Source organism: Pseudomonas sp. FG86, from assembly GCF_057808775.1.
The window spans coordinates 1-15,810 of the sequence record NZ_JBMDIS010000018.1 but is presented as its reverse complement, the minus strand read 5'-3'; the positions used below and the strand labels follow the sequence as shown (position 1 = coordinate 15,810).

The 15,810-nt window shown below is 61.8% G+C and carries 12 protein-coding genes; 8 read left to right on the top strand and 4 right to left on the bottom strand.

The window, feature by feature from the left end:
* Positions 1 to 293 precede the first annotated feature (293 nt).
* The 7 genes from ACODSV_RS14045 (at position 294) to tauD (ending at position 8,507) form a co-directional block, all read left to right on the top strand.
* Entirely contained in the window at positions 294 to 2,618 is a 2,325-nt protein-coding gene (locus ACODSV_RS14045) for a Tex family protein (protein ID WP_102625249.1), read from the top strand.
* Positions 2,618 to 3,001: a PaaI family thioesterase gene (locus ACODSV_RS14040; protein WP_024072798.1), complete on the top strand. Its 384-nt coding sequence runs from the start codon at positions 2,618 to 2,620 to the stop codon at positions 2,999 to 3,001. Before ACODSV_RS14045 ends, ACODSV_RS14040 begins: the two co-directional genes overlap by 1 nt.
* A 214-nt stretch (positions 3,002 to 3,215) precedes the next feature.
* Positions 3,216 to 4,799 (top strand): glutamate--cysteine ligase, encoded by a 1,584-nt coding sequence (gene gshA / locus ACODSV_RS14035; protein WP_150055343.1) that lies wholly within the window; start codon positions 3,216 to 3,218, stop codon positions 4,797 to 4,799.
* Positions 4,800 to 5,050: 251 nt separating this feature from the next.
* Positions 5,051 to 6,028, top strand: a complete 978-nt coding sequence (gene tauA, locus ACODSV_RS14030) for a taurine ABC transporter substrate-binding protein (RefSeq protein ID WP_024072796.1) — start codon at positions 5,051 to 5,053, stop codon at positions 6,026 to 6,028.
* 18 nt (positions 6,029 to 6,046) lie between these two features.
* A complete protein-coding gene (tauB, locus tag ACODSV_RS14025) occupies positions 6,047 to 6,826 on the top strand; it encodes a taurine ABC transporter ATP-binding subunit (RefSeq protein ID WP_024072795.1) in 780 nt (259 codons plus the stop codon).
* Positions 6,823 to 7,659, top strand: a complete 837-nt coding sequence (gene tauC, locus ACODSV_RS14020; protein ID WP_024072794.1) for a taurine ABC transporter permease TauC — start codon at positions 6,823 to 6,825, stop codon at positions 7,657 to 7,659. Before tauB ends, tauC begins: the two co-directional genes overlap by 4 nt.
* An 11-nt stretch (positions 7,660 to 7,670) precedes the next feature.
* Positions 7,671 to 8,507 (top strand): taurine dioxygenase, encoded by an 837-nt coding sequence (gene tauD / locus ACODSV_RS14015; protein ID WP_150055580.1) that lies wholly within the window; start codon positions 7,671 to 7,673, stop codon positions 8,505 to 8,507.
* 67 nt (positions 8,508 to 8,574) lie between these two features.
* Here the strand turns inward: tauD and mgrA are convergent, their stop codons facing one another.
* The 4 genes from mgrA to epsC all read right to left on the bottom strand — a co-directional run bounded on the left by mgrA (position 8,575) and on the right by epsC (position 14,568).
* The gene (mgrA, locus tag ACODSV_RS14010; RefSeq protein WP_024072792.1) at positions 8,575 to 9,612 is read right to left on the bottom strand and encodes an L-glyceraldehyde 3-phosphate reductase; all 1,038 of its coding nucleotides are present in this window, start codon (positions 9,610 to 9,612) and stop codon (positions 8,575 to 8,577) included.
* A 108-nt stretch (positions 9,613 to 9,720) separates the two neighbouring features.
* Positions 9,721 to 11,070 (bottom strand): OprD family outer membrane porin, encoded by a 1,350-nt coding sequence (locus ACODSV_RS14005; RefSeq protein WP_024072791.1) that lies wholly within the window; start codon positions 11,068 to 11,070, stop codon positions 9,721 to 9,723.
* 187 nt (positions 11,071 to 11,257) lie between these two features.
* Positions 11,258 to 13,219 carry a choline transporter BetT gene (gene betT, locus ACODSV_RS14000; RefSeq protein WP_172831369.1) on the bottom strand — a complete coding sequence of 654 codons (1,962 nt, stop codon included), beginning with the start codon at positions 13,217 to 13,219 and terminating at the stop codon, positions 11,258 to 11,260.
* 422 nt (positions 13,220 to 13,641) lie between these two features.
* Positions 13,642 to 14,568, bottom strand: a complete 927-nt coding sequence (gene epsC / locus ACODSV_RS13995) for a serine O-acetyltransferase EpsC (protein WP_041160815.1) — start codon at positions 14,566 to 14,568, stop codon at positions 13,642 to 13,644.
* Positions 14,569 to 14,734: 166 nt separating this feature from the next.
* Here epsC and ACODSV_RS13990 point away from each other — a divergent pair, with 166 nt between their 5' ends.
* Positions 14,735 to 15,730: a D-cysteine desulfhydrase gene (locus ACODSV_RS13990; RefSeq protein ID WP_024072788.1), complete on the top strand. Its 996-nt coding sequence runs from the start codon at positions 14,735 to 14,737 to the stop codon at positions 15,728 to 15,730.
* Positions 15,731 to 15,810: the final 80 nt, after the last annotated feature.

Here is a 15,810-nt window from a genome sequence, read left to right as displayed (position 1 = left end):
TTAGCAGATTTTTCCTCTACCGCCAGCGAACCCGTGCCCTGCCTCACATTTGGCGCAGTACCCCCCAAGGGCAGAACGCTGGTTATAATGCGGCGCCTTCGTGCAGGGCAACGTCAGATCGTTACCGCTTACTGCCGGGCTTTTTTCACCCGCTTGTCGTGATTTTTTCGATTTTGAGGGTCAATAGGCAGCCTCTTGACCCAGGTAGCGGCGCCAGTCGGGCCGCTCAACCAGCCTCGCAAGGCCTTGTTTTCCGGGCCTGCGAGCTGCTTCTAAGAATTTCAGGTGGTTTTATGGACAGCATCAACAGCCGCATCGCCGAAGAACTCGGCGTACGCCCACAACAGGTCGAAGCGGCCGTCGCTCTACTGGATGAAGGCTCCACGGTGCCCTTCATCGCCCGTTACCGAAAAGAAGTGACCGGCAGCCTCGACGACATCCAGTTGCGACACTTGGAAGAACGCCTGCGCTACCTGCGAGAACTCGACGAACGGCGCATCAGTATCCTCGCCAGCATCGAGGAACAGGGCAAGTTGACCCCGCAATTGGAACGCGACATCAAGCTCGCCGACACCAAGACCCGCCTCGAAGACCTTTACCTGCCCTACAAACAGAAGCGCCGCACCAAGGGCCAGATCGCCCTGGAGGCCGGCCTGGGCGAGCTGGCCGACGGCCTGTTCAACGACCCGTCGCTGACCCCGGAGACCGAAGCCGCGCGCTTCATCAACGCCGAAAAAGGCGTCGCCGATGTGAAGGCCGCCCTCGAAGGCGCCAAGTACATCCTGATGGAGCGTTTCGCCGAAGATGCCAACCTGCTGGAAAAACTGCGCAATTACCTGAAACAGGAAGCCACCCTCAGCGCCCGCGTCATCGCCGGCAAAGAGGAAGAAGGCGCCAAGTTCCGTGACTATTTCGAACACGACGAACCGCTGAAAAGCATGCCGTCCCACCGCGCCCTGGCGATTTTCCGCGGCCGCAACGAAGGCATTCTCAGCTCCGCGCTGAAAGTCGGCGACGAACTGCCCGGTACCATGCACCCGTGCGAAGGCATGATCGGCCAGCAATTCGGCATCCAGAACCAGAACCGTCCTGCCGACAAGTGGCTCGGTGAAGTGGTGCGCTGGACCTGGAAGGTCAAGCTCTACACCCACCTGGAAACCGACCTGCTCGGCGAGCTGCGCGACGGTGCCGAAACCGAGGCGATCAACGTATTCGCCCACAACCTGCATGACCTGCTGCTGGCCGCCCCGGCCGGCCCGCGCGCCACACTGGGCCTCGACCCGGGCCTGCGCACCGGCTGCAAGGTCGCCGTGGTCGACGCCACCGGCAAGTTGCTGGACCACGCCACCGTGTACCCCCACGTACCGCACAACAAGTGGGACCAGACCCTCGCGATCCTGGCCGCCCTGTGCGCCAAGCACGCCGTGGACCTGATCGCCATCGGCAACGGCACCGCCAGCCGTGAAACCGACAAGCTGGCCGCCGAACTGATCAAAAAATACCCAGCAATGAAGATGACCAAGGTGATGGTCTCCGAGGCTGGCGCATCGGTGTATTCGGCGTCGGAGCTGGCGTCCAAGGAATTCCCGGACCTCGATGTGTCGATCCGTGGCGCCGTGTCCATCGCCCGTCGCCTGCAGGATCCGTTGGCCGAGCTGGTGAAGATCGACCCTAAATCCATCGGCGTCGGCCAGTACCAGCACGACGTGTCGCAGCTGAAACTGGCGCGCGGCCTGGATGCGGTCGTGGAAGACTGCGTGAACGCCGTGGGCGTGGACGTGAACACCGCCTCCGTCGCACTGCTGGCGCGTATCTCCGGGCTCAACGCCACCCTGGCACAGAACATCGTGACCCATCGCGACGAAAACGGTGCGTTCAAGACCCGCGCCGCGCTGAAAAAAGTCGCCCGCCTGGGTGAAAAAACCTTCGAACAGGCCGCCGGCTTCCTGCGCGTCATGAACGGCGACAACCCACTGGACGCCTCGGCGGTCCACCCGGAAGCCTACCCGCTGGTCCAACGCATTGCCGCCGAGACCGACCGCGATATCCGTTCGCTGATCGGCGATGCCGCATTCCTCAAGCGCCTGGACCCGAAGAAGTACACCGATGAAACCTTCGGCGTACCGACCATCACCGACATCCTGCAAGAGTTGGAGAAACCTGGCCGCGACCCGCGTCCCGAGTTCAAGACCGCCGAGTTCCAGGATGGCGTCGAAGACCTCAAGGACCTGCAACTGGGCATGATCCTCGAAGGCGTGGTGACCAACGTGACCAACTTCGGCGCCTTCGTGGACATCGGCGTGCATCAGGACGGCTTGGTGCATATCTCTGCGCTTTCGGAGAAGTTCATCAAGGACCCGCGCGAAGCGGTGAAAGCCGGTGATGTGGTCAAGGTCAAGGTCATGGAAGTCGACATCCCGCGCAAACGCGTCGGCCTGTCGATGCGCATGAGCGACACCCCCGGCGAGAAAATCGACGGCGCACGTGGCGCACGCCCAGGCTCGGCCCCCCGGCAGTCGCAGAACAACGCGCCGCGCAAGGAAACCGCGACCGCCGCCCCGGCCAACAACGCCATGGCTTCGCTGTTCGCCAATGCCAAGCAGTTGAAGAAGCGCTGATGGAGATCCCAGCCGGCTTGACCCAGAGCGCGTTCAGCGAGCTGATCGGCTGCCGCCTGCAACGCCTGGAGCCAGGCGTTGCCGAGGTGGCCCTGACCCTGGAGCCGCACTTGCGCAACCGCGCAGGCAAGCTCCATGGCGGGGCGATTTTCAGCCTGGTGGACATCACCATGGGGCTGGCGTGCTCCAGCTCCCATGGGTTCGACCAGCAGAGCGCGACCATCGAGTGCAAGATCAACTACATCCGCGCCGTGGAAGACGGTGATGTGCTGTGCACCTCCCGAGTGATCCACGCAGGCCGTCGCACGCTGGTGGTCGAGGCTGACGTGTATCAGGACGAAAGACTTGTCGCAAAAGCGCAAGGCACCTTCGCTGTCCTATAGCTCCCCACCCTCGATTTGAGTTAATTTCGGCGCTGCGATAACGGCGTCGGAATTTTCTTGCTGCGCTATAGCCCAATTCATGGAGTGAAGTAGGCTTTTTCAAAGCGAGTCAAATCGACTCAAAACCAGGCGATAACGCCAGTTTTAACTTCACCCTTGTAGACCGTCCTGCCCACCCCCATATTGGGGCGACTGACGCGTGAAGGAATCCAACTTGAGCGAACTTCTCAACCGCCGCCTGGCCCTGCTCGGCAAGCGCGAACACCTCTCCCTGCTAGAGCATTGCCTGCATGGCATCGAGCGCGAATGCCTGCGCGTCACCAGTGAGGGACGCCTGGCGCAAACCCCGCACCCCGAAGCCCTGGGCGCCGCGTTGACCCATGAGCAGATCACCACCGACTACTCGGAATCGCTGCTGGAGTTCATTACACCAGCCCTGCCCAACCCGGCCGATACCCTGAGCAGCCTGGAAAAGATCCATCGCTTCGCTTATTCCAAGCTCGGCAGCGAATACCTGTGGAGCCCCTCGATGCCGTGCCCGTTGCCGGCCGAGGAAGATATTCCGATTGCCTACTACGGCACCTCCAATATCGGCCAGCTCAAGTATGTGTACCGCAAGGGCCTGGCCTTGCGTTACGGCAAGACCATGCAATGCATCGCCGGGATTCACTACAACTTCTCGTTGCCGGAACAGTTGTGGCCACTGCTCAAGGAAACCGAAGGTTTTGTTGGCACCGACCGCGACTACCAGTCCGACGCCTATATCGCGCTGATCCGTAACTTCCGCCGCTACAGCTGGCTGCTGATGTACCTGTTCGGCGCCTCGCCGGCCCTGGACGCCGGCTTCCTGCGCGGGCGCTCGCACCAGTTGGAAGTGCTTGATGCCGATACCCTGTACCTGCCGTACGCCACCAGCCTGCGCATGAGCGACCTGGGTTACCAGAGCAACGCCCAGGCCGGCCTGACGCCGTGCTACAACGACCTCGCCAGCTACACCGACAGCCTGCGCAAGGCAGTCGCAACGCCCTACGCGCCCTACGTCGAAATCGGCACCCACAAGGACGGTGAATGGGTTCAGCTCAACACCAACATCCTGCAGATCGAAAACGAGTACTACTCCAACATCCGCCCCAAGCGCGTGACCTACACCGGCGAGCGGCCGATCCAGGCCCTGATGGCGCGCGGCATCCAGTACATCGAAGTGCGTTGCCTGGACATCAACCCGTTCCTGCCGATGGGCATCGACCTGCCGGAGTCGCGCTTCCTCGACGCCTTCCTGTTGTATTGCGCGCTGAACGACAGCCCGTTGTTCGCCAACAACGAGTGCGGCAACGCCACCTCCAACTTCCTCAGCGTGGTCAAGGAAGGCCGCCGTCCCGGCCTGCAATTGCAGCGCAAGGGCCAGGCCGTGGACATGAAGGAATGGGCCACCGAGTTGCTGGAGCAGATAGCGCCCCTGGCAGCCCTGCTTGATGAAAGCCACGGCATCACCGAGCACAGCCAGGCGCTGGACGCTCAGTTGGCCAAGGTCAACGACCCGTCGCTGACCCCCTCGGCCCAAGTGCTGGCGGCGATGGCCGAACGCAAGGAAAGCTTCGCGCAGTTCTCCCTGCACCAAAGCGAGGTGCATGCCGAGCATTTCCGCCAGGAGCCACTGCCAGCTGCTGAGCAGGCGCGCTTTGAAGAGCTGGCGCGCACGTCGCTGGCACAACAGGCGGAACTGGAGCAGAACGAAGTGGGCGACTTCGATGTGTTTGTCGGGTCGTACCAGGCGAGCATCCTCGCCATCAGCAACTAACTGAAGTCGAACCCGGCTCAACATGTGAGAGGGGGCTTGCCCCCGATAGCAAGGGATCAGTCAACCCGTCAGTGACTGATCTACCGCCATCGGGGGCAAGCCCCCTCCCACATTTGCCTTCTTCAATCTCCAGATCAGCTTCCACTTTTCTCCACATAAGCTAATTCGAAAATGTTATTTATTTTCGGATTCTTAGATCATTTAGTCTCCTCACATGCCGACCCTCGGCCGCTTGATTGAGGAGCTTCCCCTTGAAACTGCTTACCCCTCTGCGCCTCTTGGCGGCGTTGTCCCTGGCCGGTGCCAGCCTGTTTGCCCAGGCGGCGGATGTGACCATCGCCTACCAGACCACCGTAGACCCGGCCAAAGTCGCCCAAGCCGACGGTGCTTATGAAAAAGCCACCCACGCCAAGATCGACTGGCGCAAATTCGACAACGGCGCCGATATCATCGCCGCCATCGCCTCCGGCGATGTGCAAATCGGCTACCTCGGTTCCAGCCCGCTGACCGCTGCGATCACGCGCAAAGTGCCAGTGGAAACCTTCCTCGTCGCCACCCAGATCGGCGGTGCCGAAGCCCTGGTGGCGCGCAACGGTTCCGGGATCAACGGCCCCCAGGACCTGATCGGCAAGAAAGTCGCGGTACCGTTCGTATCCACCGGCCACTACAGCCTATTGGCCGCGCTGAAGCATTGGAATATCGACCCGTCGAAAGTCACCATCCTCAACCTCGCACCACCGGCAATCATCGCCGCCTGGAAGCGCGGTGATATCGACGCCACCTACGTGTGGGACCCAGCCCTGGGCGTAGCCAAGGAAAACGGCAAGGTGCTGATCACCTCCGGCGAACTGGCCAAGTTCGGTGCGCCCACCTTCGATGCGTGGATCGTGCGTAAGGACTTTGCCGAGAAACACCCGGAAATCGTCAGCGCGTTCGCCAAAGTCACGCTCGACGCCTACGCCGAGTACCGCAAAGACCCACAAGCCTGGCTGGCCGACAAAGGCAACGTCGACAAGCTGGTGAAACTCTCCGGCGCCAAGGCCAGCGACATCCCGTTGCTGCTGCAAGGCAACGTCTACCCGCTGGCCGCTGACCAGGTGACCTTGCTGGGCGCACCGACCACCAAAGCGGTGACCGACACCGCCGCGTTCCTCAAGGAACAAGGCAAGGTCGAGGCCGTGCTGCCGGACTACGCCCCTTACGTCAGCGCCAAGTTCATCACCCACTGATTCAAGGAGTTCATCGCGATGGCCTTGCTACAACTGGAGCGCATCAGCGCACAGTACCCAGGCGCCACAGAACCGGTACTGGCTGACATTTCACTGAACCTTGGGCCTCAGCAATTGCTGGTGGCCCTCGGCCCGTCCGGCAGTGGCAAGACTTCGCTGTTGAACCTGATCGCCGGCTTTGTCGAACCTTCTGCCGGGCGCATCACCCTCGATGGCATACCGGTCAAAGGCCCCAGCGCCGAACGCGGCGTGGTGTTCCAGGACGACGCCCTGCTGCCCTGGCAGGACGTGCTGGCCAACGTCGGTTTCGGCCTTGAGCTGGCCGGCGTGCCCAAGGCGCAACGCGAAGCCCGTGCGCGGGAAATGCTCGCGCTGGTGGACCTGGCCGGTTTTGACAGCCGCCGCATCTGGCAACTGTCAGGCGGGCAGAAACAGCGCGTGGGCCTGGCTCGCGCCCTGGCGGCAGATCCTCGCGTATTGCTGATGGACGAACCCTTCGGCGCCCTCGATGCCTTCACCCGCGAGCAGATGCAGGAGCTGTTGCTGCAAGTCTGGAAGCGCACGGCCAAGCCGACCTTCCTGATTACCCATGACATCGAAGAGGCCGTGTTCCTTGCCACCGACCTGATCCTGCTGGCGCCCAACCCAGGTCAGATCGTCGAGCGCCTGCACCTGGACTTCGGCCAGCGCTACGCGGCCGGTGAAGCGGCGCGTGCGATCAAGTCCGACCCACGCTTTATCGAAACCCGCGAACACGTGCTGGGCAAAGTGTTCTCGCAACGGCAGGTGTCCGCATGAGCAGCTACGAACTCCCCGCCACCGCTGCAAAGCCGGTAGCGCACGTGGTTATCCCCGCGCGTCGCAGCTTGAGCACACGCTGGATCAGCCTGCTGACCCTGGTCGCCTTGCTGGCGATCTGGTGGGCGGTGACCGCCACGGGCTTGATCGAACCGCTGTTCCTGCCGCCGCCATCCGCCGTGCTGCAAAAGGCCTGGTTGCTGGCGACCTCCGGCTACATGGATTCCACTCTGTGGCAGCACCTGGGCGCGAGCCTCAGCCGTATCGGCCTGGGCTTGGGCTTTGCGGTGTTGACCGCCGTCCCCGTGGGTATTGCCATCGGTTCCAACCGCATTGCCCGCGGCATTCTCGACCCGCTGATCGAGTTCTACCGGCCGATTCCGCCCCTGGCCTACCTGCCGTTGATCGTGATCTGGTGCGGTATCGGCGAGCTGTCCAAGGTGTTGCTGATTTACCTGGCGATCTTTGCGCCGATCGCCATCGCCACCGCGACCGGTGTGCGCACCGTCGACCCGGCCAAGCTGCGCGCCGCGCAATCATTGGGCGCCACCCGAGCGCAGTTGATCCGCCATGTGATCCTGCCCAGCGCGCTGCCGGACATTCTCACCGGCGTGCGCATTGGTTTAGGGGTGGGCTGGTCGACCCTGGTCGCCGCCGAGTTGATCGCCGCCACCAGCGGCCTGGGTTTCATGGTGCAGTCAGCGGCGCAATTCCTGGTCACCGATGTGGTGGTGCTTGGCATTCTGGTGATCGCACTGATCGCCTTCGCCATGGAAATGGGCCTGCGCGCCCTGCAGCGTAAATTAGTGCCATGGCACGGCCAGGCACATTAAGTGAGAACAGCATGAGCAGCCTGACCGTTACCCCATTGAGCACCGCCCTGGGCGCCCAGATCAGTGGCGTGGATATCACCCAACCGCTGAACATCGAACAACGCGACGCCATCGAACAGGCGTTGCTCACCCACTCCGTGCTGTTCTTCCGCGACCAGCCGATCACGCCGCAGCAACAGGCGCGGTTTGCGGCGAATTTCGGCGACCTGCACATCCACCCGATCTACCCCAACGTGCCGGAACAGCCCGAAGTGCTGATCCTCGACACCGCCGTCACCGACGTACGCGACAATGCCGTATGGCATACCGACGTGACCTTCCTGCCCACCCCTGCCCTTGGCGCGGTGTTGAGTGCCAAGCAGCTGCCCTCGTTTGGTGGCGACACGTTGTGGGCCAGTGGCATTGCCGCGTACGAGGCGTTGTCGGAGCCGTTGAAAGCGCTGCTCAACGGGCTGACGGCAACCCATGACTTCATCAAGTCCTTCCCGCTGGAGCGCTTCGGCAACACCGCCGAAGACCTGACGCGCTGGGAAGAAACCCGCAAGAAGAACCCACCGCTGTCACACCCTGTGGTGCGCACGCATCCGGTGAGTGGGCGCAAGTCGCTGTTCGTCAGTGAGGGCTTCACCACCAGGATCAATGAGCTTGAGCCTGCTGAAAGCGAGGCGATCCTCAAGCTGTTGTTCGCCCATGCGACCCGCCCGGAGTTCACCATTCGCTGGCGCTGGCAGGAAAATGACGTGGCGTTCTGGGATAACCGCGTAACCCAGCATTACGCGGTGGATGACTACCGGCCGCAACGGCGGGTGATGCATCGGGCGACGATTCTTGGGGATGTGCCGTTCTAGTCGCCACACTGAAAATCAAATGAGGGAGGGGGCTTGCCCCCTCCCTCATTGACCCAGTGCGGCCGGGTTATTCAGCGCTGGACGGCTTTTCCCACAAGTTGATCCCGCCTTCCTGCGCAAACCGATCGATCTCCGCCAGTTCCTCGGCGGTGAAGCTCAAGTTCTTCAACGCCCCGACGTTCTCGATGATCTGCTCCGGCCGGCTTGCACCGATCAGCGCGCTGGTCACCCGAGGGTCACGCAAGGTCCAGGCCAGCGCCAGTTGCGCCAGGCTTTGGCCACGGCGCTGGGCGATTTCGTTCAGTGCACGTACGTGGGCGATGTTGGTTTCAGACAGGTGCTTGGCCTGCAACGAACCGCCACCCGGACGGTTGACCCGGGCGTCGGCCGGCACGCCGTTGAGGTACTTGTCGGTGAGCAGGCCCTGGGCCAGCGGCGTGAATGCGATCACCCCGGCGCCGAGTTCTTCGGTGGTGTCCAGCAGGTCTTTTTCCACCCAGCGGTTAAGCAGGTTATAGGCCGGTTGGTGGATCAGCAGCGGCACTTTCCACTCTTTGAGCAGGGCGGCGATTTCGCGGGTTTTCACACCGGAGTAAGAAGAGATACCGATGTACAGCGCCTTGCCCTGCTGCACGGCGGTGGCGAGGGCGCTGGCGGTTTCTTCCAGGGGGGTGTCGGCGTCGAAGCGGTGGGAGTAGAAAATATCCACGTAGTCGACGCCCAGGCGTTGCAGGCTCTGGTCCAGGCTTGCCAGCACATATTTGCGCGAGCCGCCGCCCTGGCCGTAAGGGCCCGGCCACATGTCCCAACCGGCTTTGCTGGAGATGATCAATTCGTCGCGGTAGTGCTTGAAGTCTTCGCGCAGCAAACGGCCGAAGTTGATCTCGGCGCTGCCGTAGGGCGGGCCGTAGTTGTTGGCCAAGTCGAAGTGGTTGATCCCAAGGTCGAACGCGGTGCGCAACAGGGCGCGTTGTGTGTCGATCGGGGTGCTGTCGCCAAAGTTGTGCCACAGGCCCAGGGACAGTGCCGGCAGCACCAGTCCACTGCGGCCTACGCGGCGGTACGGGATAGATTCATAGCGGTTTTCGGCAGCAATGTAAGTCATCGAATCCTCTCTTGGACGTAGGCAAATAAGGCCTGGGAATAACGATATTCCCAGGCCTTTTAACCAGCTGAATCGCTTAAGTCTGCCTTTCCGTTTTACAGCAATTGCCTACCAGAGGGGAACGACATAGCTGACATAGAAGCGGTTTTCGTCCTGCACCGTGGCGCCGGTAATGTCCGGGCTGGCGTGCGCGTTTTTCCACGTGACACCAAGGCCCTTGAGGGTCCCGGTCGGCACTTGATAGGCCACGGCCACGTTACGTTCCCATTCGCTGGTGGTGCCTTGGGCAGTGCGGATGTCATCGCCGTGGGCATAGGCAGCGGAGAACGTCAGGCCGTTGAGGCCAAGCTTGCCGAAGTCATATTTGTATTGCGCCAGCCAGGTGCGCTCACCCGCGTGCTGGAATTTGTTCAACTGCATGTTGGTCAACGCCGGAGTGTCGGCACCCGAGCCAGGCCCTTGCCGGTTATCGCCGCTGTTCAGGCCGGAATCCAGGTATGGGAAGTCGCTGTCGCCACTGTTTTTCTGGATGCCCAGGCCGACGGTATGGCCCTCCAGGCTGTAGCTTTCCAGCAGGCTGACGGTGGACTGGTTGATGCGCCCCTTGGTGCTGCCATCGCCATATAAACCGGCGCCGGCAAAGTCTTTGTCGCCATCGGCGTTACCGCCTACCCCCAGGCTGCGGAACACGCGTACATCGGTGTCGATCGCACCGACTGACAAGGCGTCATGGCGCTTGGCGCCGAGGAAGAACTGCTGGTAGTAATCCTCAAGGTTGGAGTACCACAAGCTGACAGTGGTGTTCTGTAGGCCGGTGTAGTCCGCACCGCCGAACAGGAAGCGGTCACTTTCTTTGGTCCCGCCAGCGGTGATCATGCCCTGGTCGCCGGTTTCGTTGCGGATCTTGGTCTTGAAAATATCGCCGCCGGTGAAGGTAAAGTCACTGAGGTCCTTGGACACCAGTTGCACACCGGTGTTGGTCTGCTGGTACAGGCGCCCGTCGGTGTTGGCCAGCACCGGGTTGTTGCCGTACAGCGTGCCAACGCGCAACTCATCCTTGGCAAAGCGCATCTTGAAGGTCGGGCTGAGCACACCGAATTGGTCGGCGGACTTGCCGTTGTCCAGCGGGAACATGCTGCCAGGGTAGCGGCCCTGGTGGTCCTTGTCGTTGAGGTCGCCGCCGGAATCCAGCTTCAAGCCGTAGAACGCTTGCAGGTCCAAGCCAAAGCCAACCGGCCCCTCGGTATAGCCCGATTTGAAGTTGAACTCGAACCCCTGGCCCCAATCCCGAATGCTGTGGGCCTTGGCATTGCTGCCAACCACGTCACGCCCCTGCTGGTTGAGGTAGCGGTTGAGCAGGGTCACGTCGGCGTGGCTGTCATCGATAAAATCGGCATGGGCAGACAGCATAAAGCTCGCCATGGCGGCTCCCACCACAGGGCTTAAAAACGTCTTCATGGGTACCGGTCTCCGTCACTGTTCTGAAATGAAAGCGTCAAACGCTTCACACAATTACGCAGTGGCCAGATGACAGTTACGCGTCAAAACGGCGCGCAGGCGGATGAAATTAAATTTAAGAAAGCCCGTGAATTCAGGGCCTTGCGCGGTTTTTTGTGGGTGGGGGCCAGCCCCCTCCCACAAACGGCTAGCGAACCAAGTGTAAAAACTGCAGGTGCCGCTCGTACTGGTCGAGGATGTCGTTGATGATCTGCTCCTTGGTGTAGCCCACCAGGTCGTAGTCCTGGCTGCCCTCGCTCAAGTGCACTTCCGCGCGGTAGTAGCGACGGTTGTTGATCTCTTTGGAACCCATGCCGCCACGGGCAAACGACGGCGTGAAGTAGCCGCGCATCTGCACCTGGTAGATGAACGGGTGCTCCTCGCCGTGGCCGATTTCCAGGCTGACGCTGTCGTTGGAAGGATCGGGCTGAGTCACGACCGAGAGCCCCTTCTCGACAAACACCGCTGTCACTTCTTCGATCGCCGGGCGCACCGTCGATTCGAGGAAGCGGTACACCTCGTCCCGCGATGGGAAGTGCACCGCCTGGCTCAGGCGCTGGCGCCAACCGCCCTTGCCTTTGCGCGAGGCCGACACCGGGGCCAGCGAATGCAACTGAGCGATGCGCTTTTGCGATTCGAGGTAGAAGGCCTTGTGCAGCCCCCACATCATCAGCAAGAGGATCAGCGAGAACGGCAATGAGGTCAGCACCACGGCCGACTTCAGCGAGTCGATGCTGCCGGCAAACAACAGCGCACTGGTGACCAGCGCGGTCATGGCGCCCCAGAACACCCGCAGCCATTTCGGCCCGTCTTCATCGGCGTTGCCGCCCTTGGACGACAGGGTTGAGAGCACCACCGTGCCGGAGTCGGCCGACGTGACGAAGAACACGAAGCTGATAAACACCGTGACCGCGATGACGGTTTTGCTCCACGGGTAGGTTTCCAGCAGCAGGTAGAGGCTCATCGAGGGGTCATCGATGGCCGACTGACCGAGCGCGGTCATCCCGTGGTTGAGCACCTGGTCGATAGCGCTGTTGCCGAAAATCGACATCCACGCCAGGGTGAAACCCAGCGGGATCAGCAGCACGCCGAACACGAATTCGCGGATGGTCCGGCCACGGGAAATCCGTGCGATAAACAGGCCCACGAACGGCGACCATGCGATCCACCAGGCCCAGTAGAACACCGTCCAGCCGCCCAGCCAGTCGCTCGGTTTGTCGTAGGCGTACACATCGAAACTCTTGGTCGGCAGCGCACCCAGGTAATCACCGATGTTCTGGATCAGGGTGTTGAGCAAGTGCTGGGTGGGGCCGGCAAACAACACGAACAGCAGCAGCGCGCAGGCCAGCAGCATGTTGATGTCGGACATCACCCGCACACCCTTATCGACGCCGGCCACGGCGACGAGGATCGCCGCGCCCATCATCAAGGTGATCAAGCCGACCTGGATCCACTGCGTGTGGGCAACGCCGAACAGGTAGTCGAGGCCGGAGTTGAGGTGCAGCACGCCAAAGCCCATATCGGCACCCAGGCCAAACACCGTGGCGATGATGCCGAAGCCGTCCACCGCATAGCCGATAGGGCCATTGATGCGTTTGCCGATCAGCGGGTACAGCGCCGAGCGCAGGGCCAGCGGCAGGTTATGCCGGTAGGCGAAGTACGCCAGGGCCATGCCGACAAAGGCAAACACCCCCCAACCATGCAGGCCCCAGTGCAGGAAGAGAATCTGCATGGCCTGGCGCGCGGCATCGGCATTCATCGCCTCGCCCTGGGGCGGTTGCACCAGGTGGGTCAGCGGCTCGGAAACGCAGAAGAAAAACAGCGTGATGCTGATGCCGGCGGCGAACAGCATGCCGGCCCAGGACAGGTAACTGAATTCGGGCTCGTCGTGGTCGGCACCGAGTTTTATCTTGCCGTAGCCCGATAACGCGGTGACCACCACGAAGACCAGATACAGGGTCATCGCCAGCATGTAGTACCAGCCGACCGTATTGGCCGCCCAATTTTGCGCCGCCAGCAGCCAGGCACCAGCCTGTTGCGGGATAGCGATGACAGTGATGCCGAACAGCAGGATGAAGGTCGCGGCAAAGTAGAAGACGGGCGCATTCATGCGCACCAGGCCGCTGGCTGGGGTGGACGATGCACTCATGAACGATGCACCCCGAGGGTGAAGGATGTGGCTGTGAATAACGGACTCAGCAAAGGTAAGCCTCCTGTTGTGAGCGGGCAGCGAACCACCGGTTTAACTTGAACGAGCATTCAAGTTAAACATGGATAGGCAGTCTGGGACTAATCGCAGGGCCGAGTGGTAGGGGATTCCTACATCAGCTCAAGGATTGATATGACGGGTGGGAGAGGCAAATCGTTCAGCGATTACTGACTGAAATACGGCCTCCGTGTGGAATGCCGTCAAAATGTGGGAGGGGGCTTGCCCCCGATAGCGGTGTGTCAGTCACAGATGCATTGACTGAACCACTGCCATCGGGGGCAAGCCCCCTCCCACAGGGTTGTGTGTGATTTTCAAGACCGGCGCTATTTCTGCGCCCCATCATCATGCTGCAAATTCGCCTGCGTAATATTCGCCCCCGCCGGCACACTGCGGGTCAGCCACACGTTACCGCCAATGGTCGAACCCTTGCCGATGGTGATCCGCCCGAGGATCGTCGCCCCGGCATAGATCACCACGTCATCCTCGACAATCGGATGGCGCGGATGGCCCTTCTGCAACTGCCCATCTTCATCTGCCGGGAAACGCTTGGCGCCAAGGGTCACGGCCTGGTAGATGCGCACCCGCTCACCGATGATCGCGGTTTCGCCGATCACCACGCCGGTCCCATGGTCGATAAAGAAGCTTGGGCCAATCTGCGCGCCGGGGTGAATGTCGATGCCCGTGGCCGAGTGGGCGATTTCCGCGCTGATCCGCGCCAAAAGCGGCAGGCCGGCCCGGTACAGATGGTGCGCCAGGCGATGGTGAATCACCGCGAGGATCCCCGGATAGCACAGCAGCACTTCGTCCACGCTGCGCGCGGCAGGGTCGCCGTGGTAAGCGGCCAGCACGTCGGTGTCGAGCAGGCTGCGCAGGGACGGCAAGGCCAGGGCGAAGTCCTGGATCAGGCGGATGGCAAGGGCGTCGACGTCGCTGTCGTCCTGGCCGCTTTGCCGGGCGGCATAGCGCAGTTCCAGGCGCGCCTGAGCGAGCAAGGCGTTGAGGGCAACATCGAGGGTATGCCCGACGTAGAAATCTTCACTCTCTTCACGCAGGTCCACCGGCCCCAGGCGCATCGGGAACAGCGCACCACACAGCGCTTCGAGAATCTGCGCCACGGCTTCGCGCGAGGGCAGCTCACGCCCGCCGTGCTCGCCGCTCAAACGGCCATTGCGCGCACGCCACTGGTCACGGGCGCCGCGCAGTTGGCTGACGATGGTCTGTAATTGCCAATGACTGGAACGCTCACTCACGGTATTCACTCCTGACGAAATGGCCATCACTTTACGGTATGCACCCCGGCCGCCCTTAAGAACCAATGGTGTGATGCTAAGAACCTTCCGGCATATGCGATTGACGGTTGCCCGATGAAAAGTGCCTGCCTATAGTCCCTCCATCACTTAGCAACCGTGCGTAGCCATGATCAAACAACAGCTCGACCGCTTTAACCGTCTGGAACTGCTGGGCGGTGCCACCGCCCTGGAAAAACTCGAGCGGCTGTCGACCTGGCTGGGACGCGATATCTACGTCAAACGCGATGACACCACGCCGCTGGCCATGGGCGGCAACAAGCTGCGCAAACTCGAATACCTGGCCGCCGATGCCCTCGCCCAGGGGGCCGACACCCTGGTGACCGCTGGCGCCATCCAGTCCAACCACGTACGCCAGACCGCCGCGCTCGCCGCCAAGCTCGGCCTGGGCTGCGTCGCCCTGCTGGAAAACCCCACCGGCACCGAAGACCCCAACTACCTGGGCAACGGCAACCGCCTGCTGCTGGAGCTGTTCGACGCCAAGGTCGAGTTGGTGGAGAACCTCGACAACGTCGACGAGCAACTCAACGCCCTCGCCGACCGCCTGCGCAGCAACGGCAAGAAGCCTTACCTCGTCCCCATCGGCGGCTCCAATGCACTCGGCGCCCTGGGCTACGTGCGTGCCGGCCTGGAACTGGCCGGGCAGATCGAGGCCAGCGGGATCGAGTTTGCCGCCGTGGTGCTGGCCTCCGGCAGCGCCGGTACCCACAGCGGCCTGGCACTGGCCTTAAGCGAAGTGCTGCCGAAGTTGCCGGTAATCGGCGTTACGGTGTCGCGCACCGAGGAAGCGCAGTTGCCGAAAGTGCAGGGCCTGGCCGAACGCACGGCCGAGTTGCTCGGCGTGGACATCCCCGACGCGTTCAAGGTGATTCTGTGGGACGAATATTTCGGCCCTCGTTATGGCGAACCGAACGCCGGCACCCTTTCGGCGGTCAAGCTATTGGCGAGCCAGGAAGGCCTGCTGCTGGACCCGGTCTACACTGGCAAGGCCATGGCCGGCTTGCTGGACGGTATCGGGCGCCAGCGCTTTGAAGATGGCCCGATTATTTTCCTGCATACCGGTGGGGCACCAGCGTTGTTTGCCTATGACTCGGTTTTCAGCTGAATAAACGCGGGCTGAATATGGGAGAGGGCTTGCCCTAATGCCGTTCAGTTAAGGCTTTTTTGTAGGAGCGAGCTTGCTCG

Bases quoted from the DNA above. Each gene is read 5' to 3' on its own strand.
- ACODSV_RS14045 (WP_102625249.1), top strand. From the start codon at position 294: ATGGACAGCATCAACAGCCGCATCGCCGAAGAACTCGGCGTACGCCCA.
- ACODSV_RS14040 (WP_024072798.1), top strand. From the start codon at position 2,618: ATGGAGATCCCAGCCGGCTTGACCCAGAGCGCGTTCAGCGAGCTGATC.
- tauB (WP_024072795.1), top strand. From the start codon at position 6,047: ATGGCCTTGCTACAACTGGAGCGCATCAGCGCACAGTACCCAGGCGCC.
- tauC (WP_024072794.1), top strand. From the start codon at position 6,823: ATGAGCAGCTACGAACTCCCCGCCACCGCTGCAAAGCCGGTAGCGCAC.
- tauD (WP_150055580.1), top strand. From the start codon at position 7,671: ATGAGCAGCCTGACCGTTACCCCATTGAGCACCGCCCTGGGCGCCCAG.
- mgrA (WP_024072792.1), bottom strand. From the start codon at position 9,612: ATGACTTACATTGCTGCCGAAAACCGCTATGAATCTATCCCGTACCGC.
- ACODSV_RS14005 (WP_024072791.1), bottom strand. From the start codon at position 11,070: ATGAAGACGTTTTTAAGCCCTGTGGTGGGAGCCGCCATGGCGAGCTTT.
- betT (WP_172831369.1), bottom strand. From the start codon at position 13,219: ATGAATGCGCCCGTCTTCTACTTTGCCGCGACCTTCATCCTGCTGTTC.
- ACODSV_RS13990 (WP_024072788.1), top strand. From the start codon at position 14,735: ATGATCAAACAACAGCTCGACCGCTTTAACCGTCTGGAACTGCTGGGC.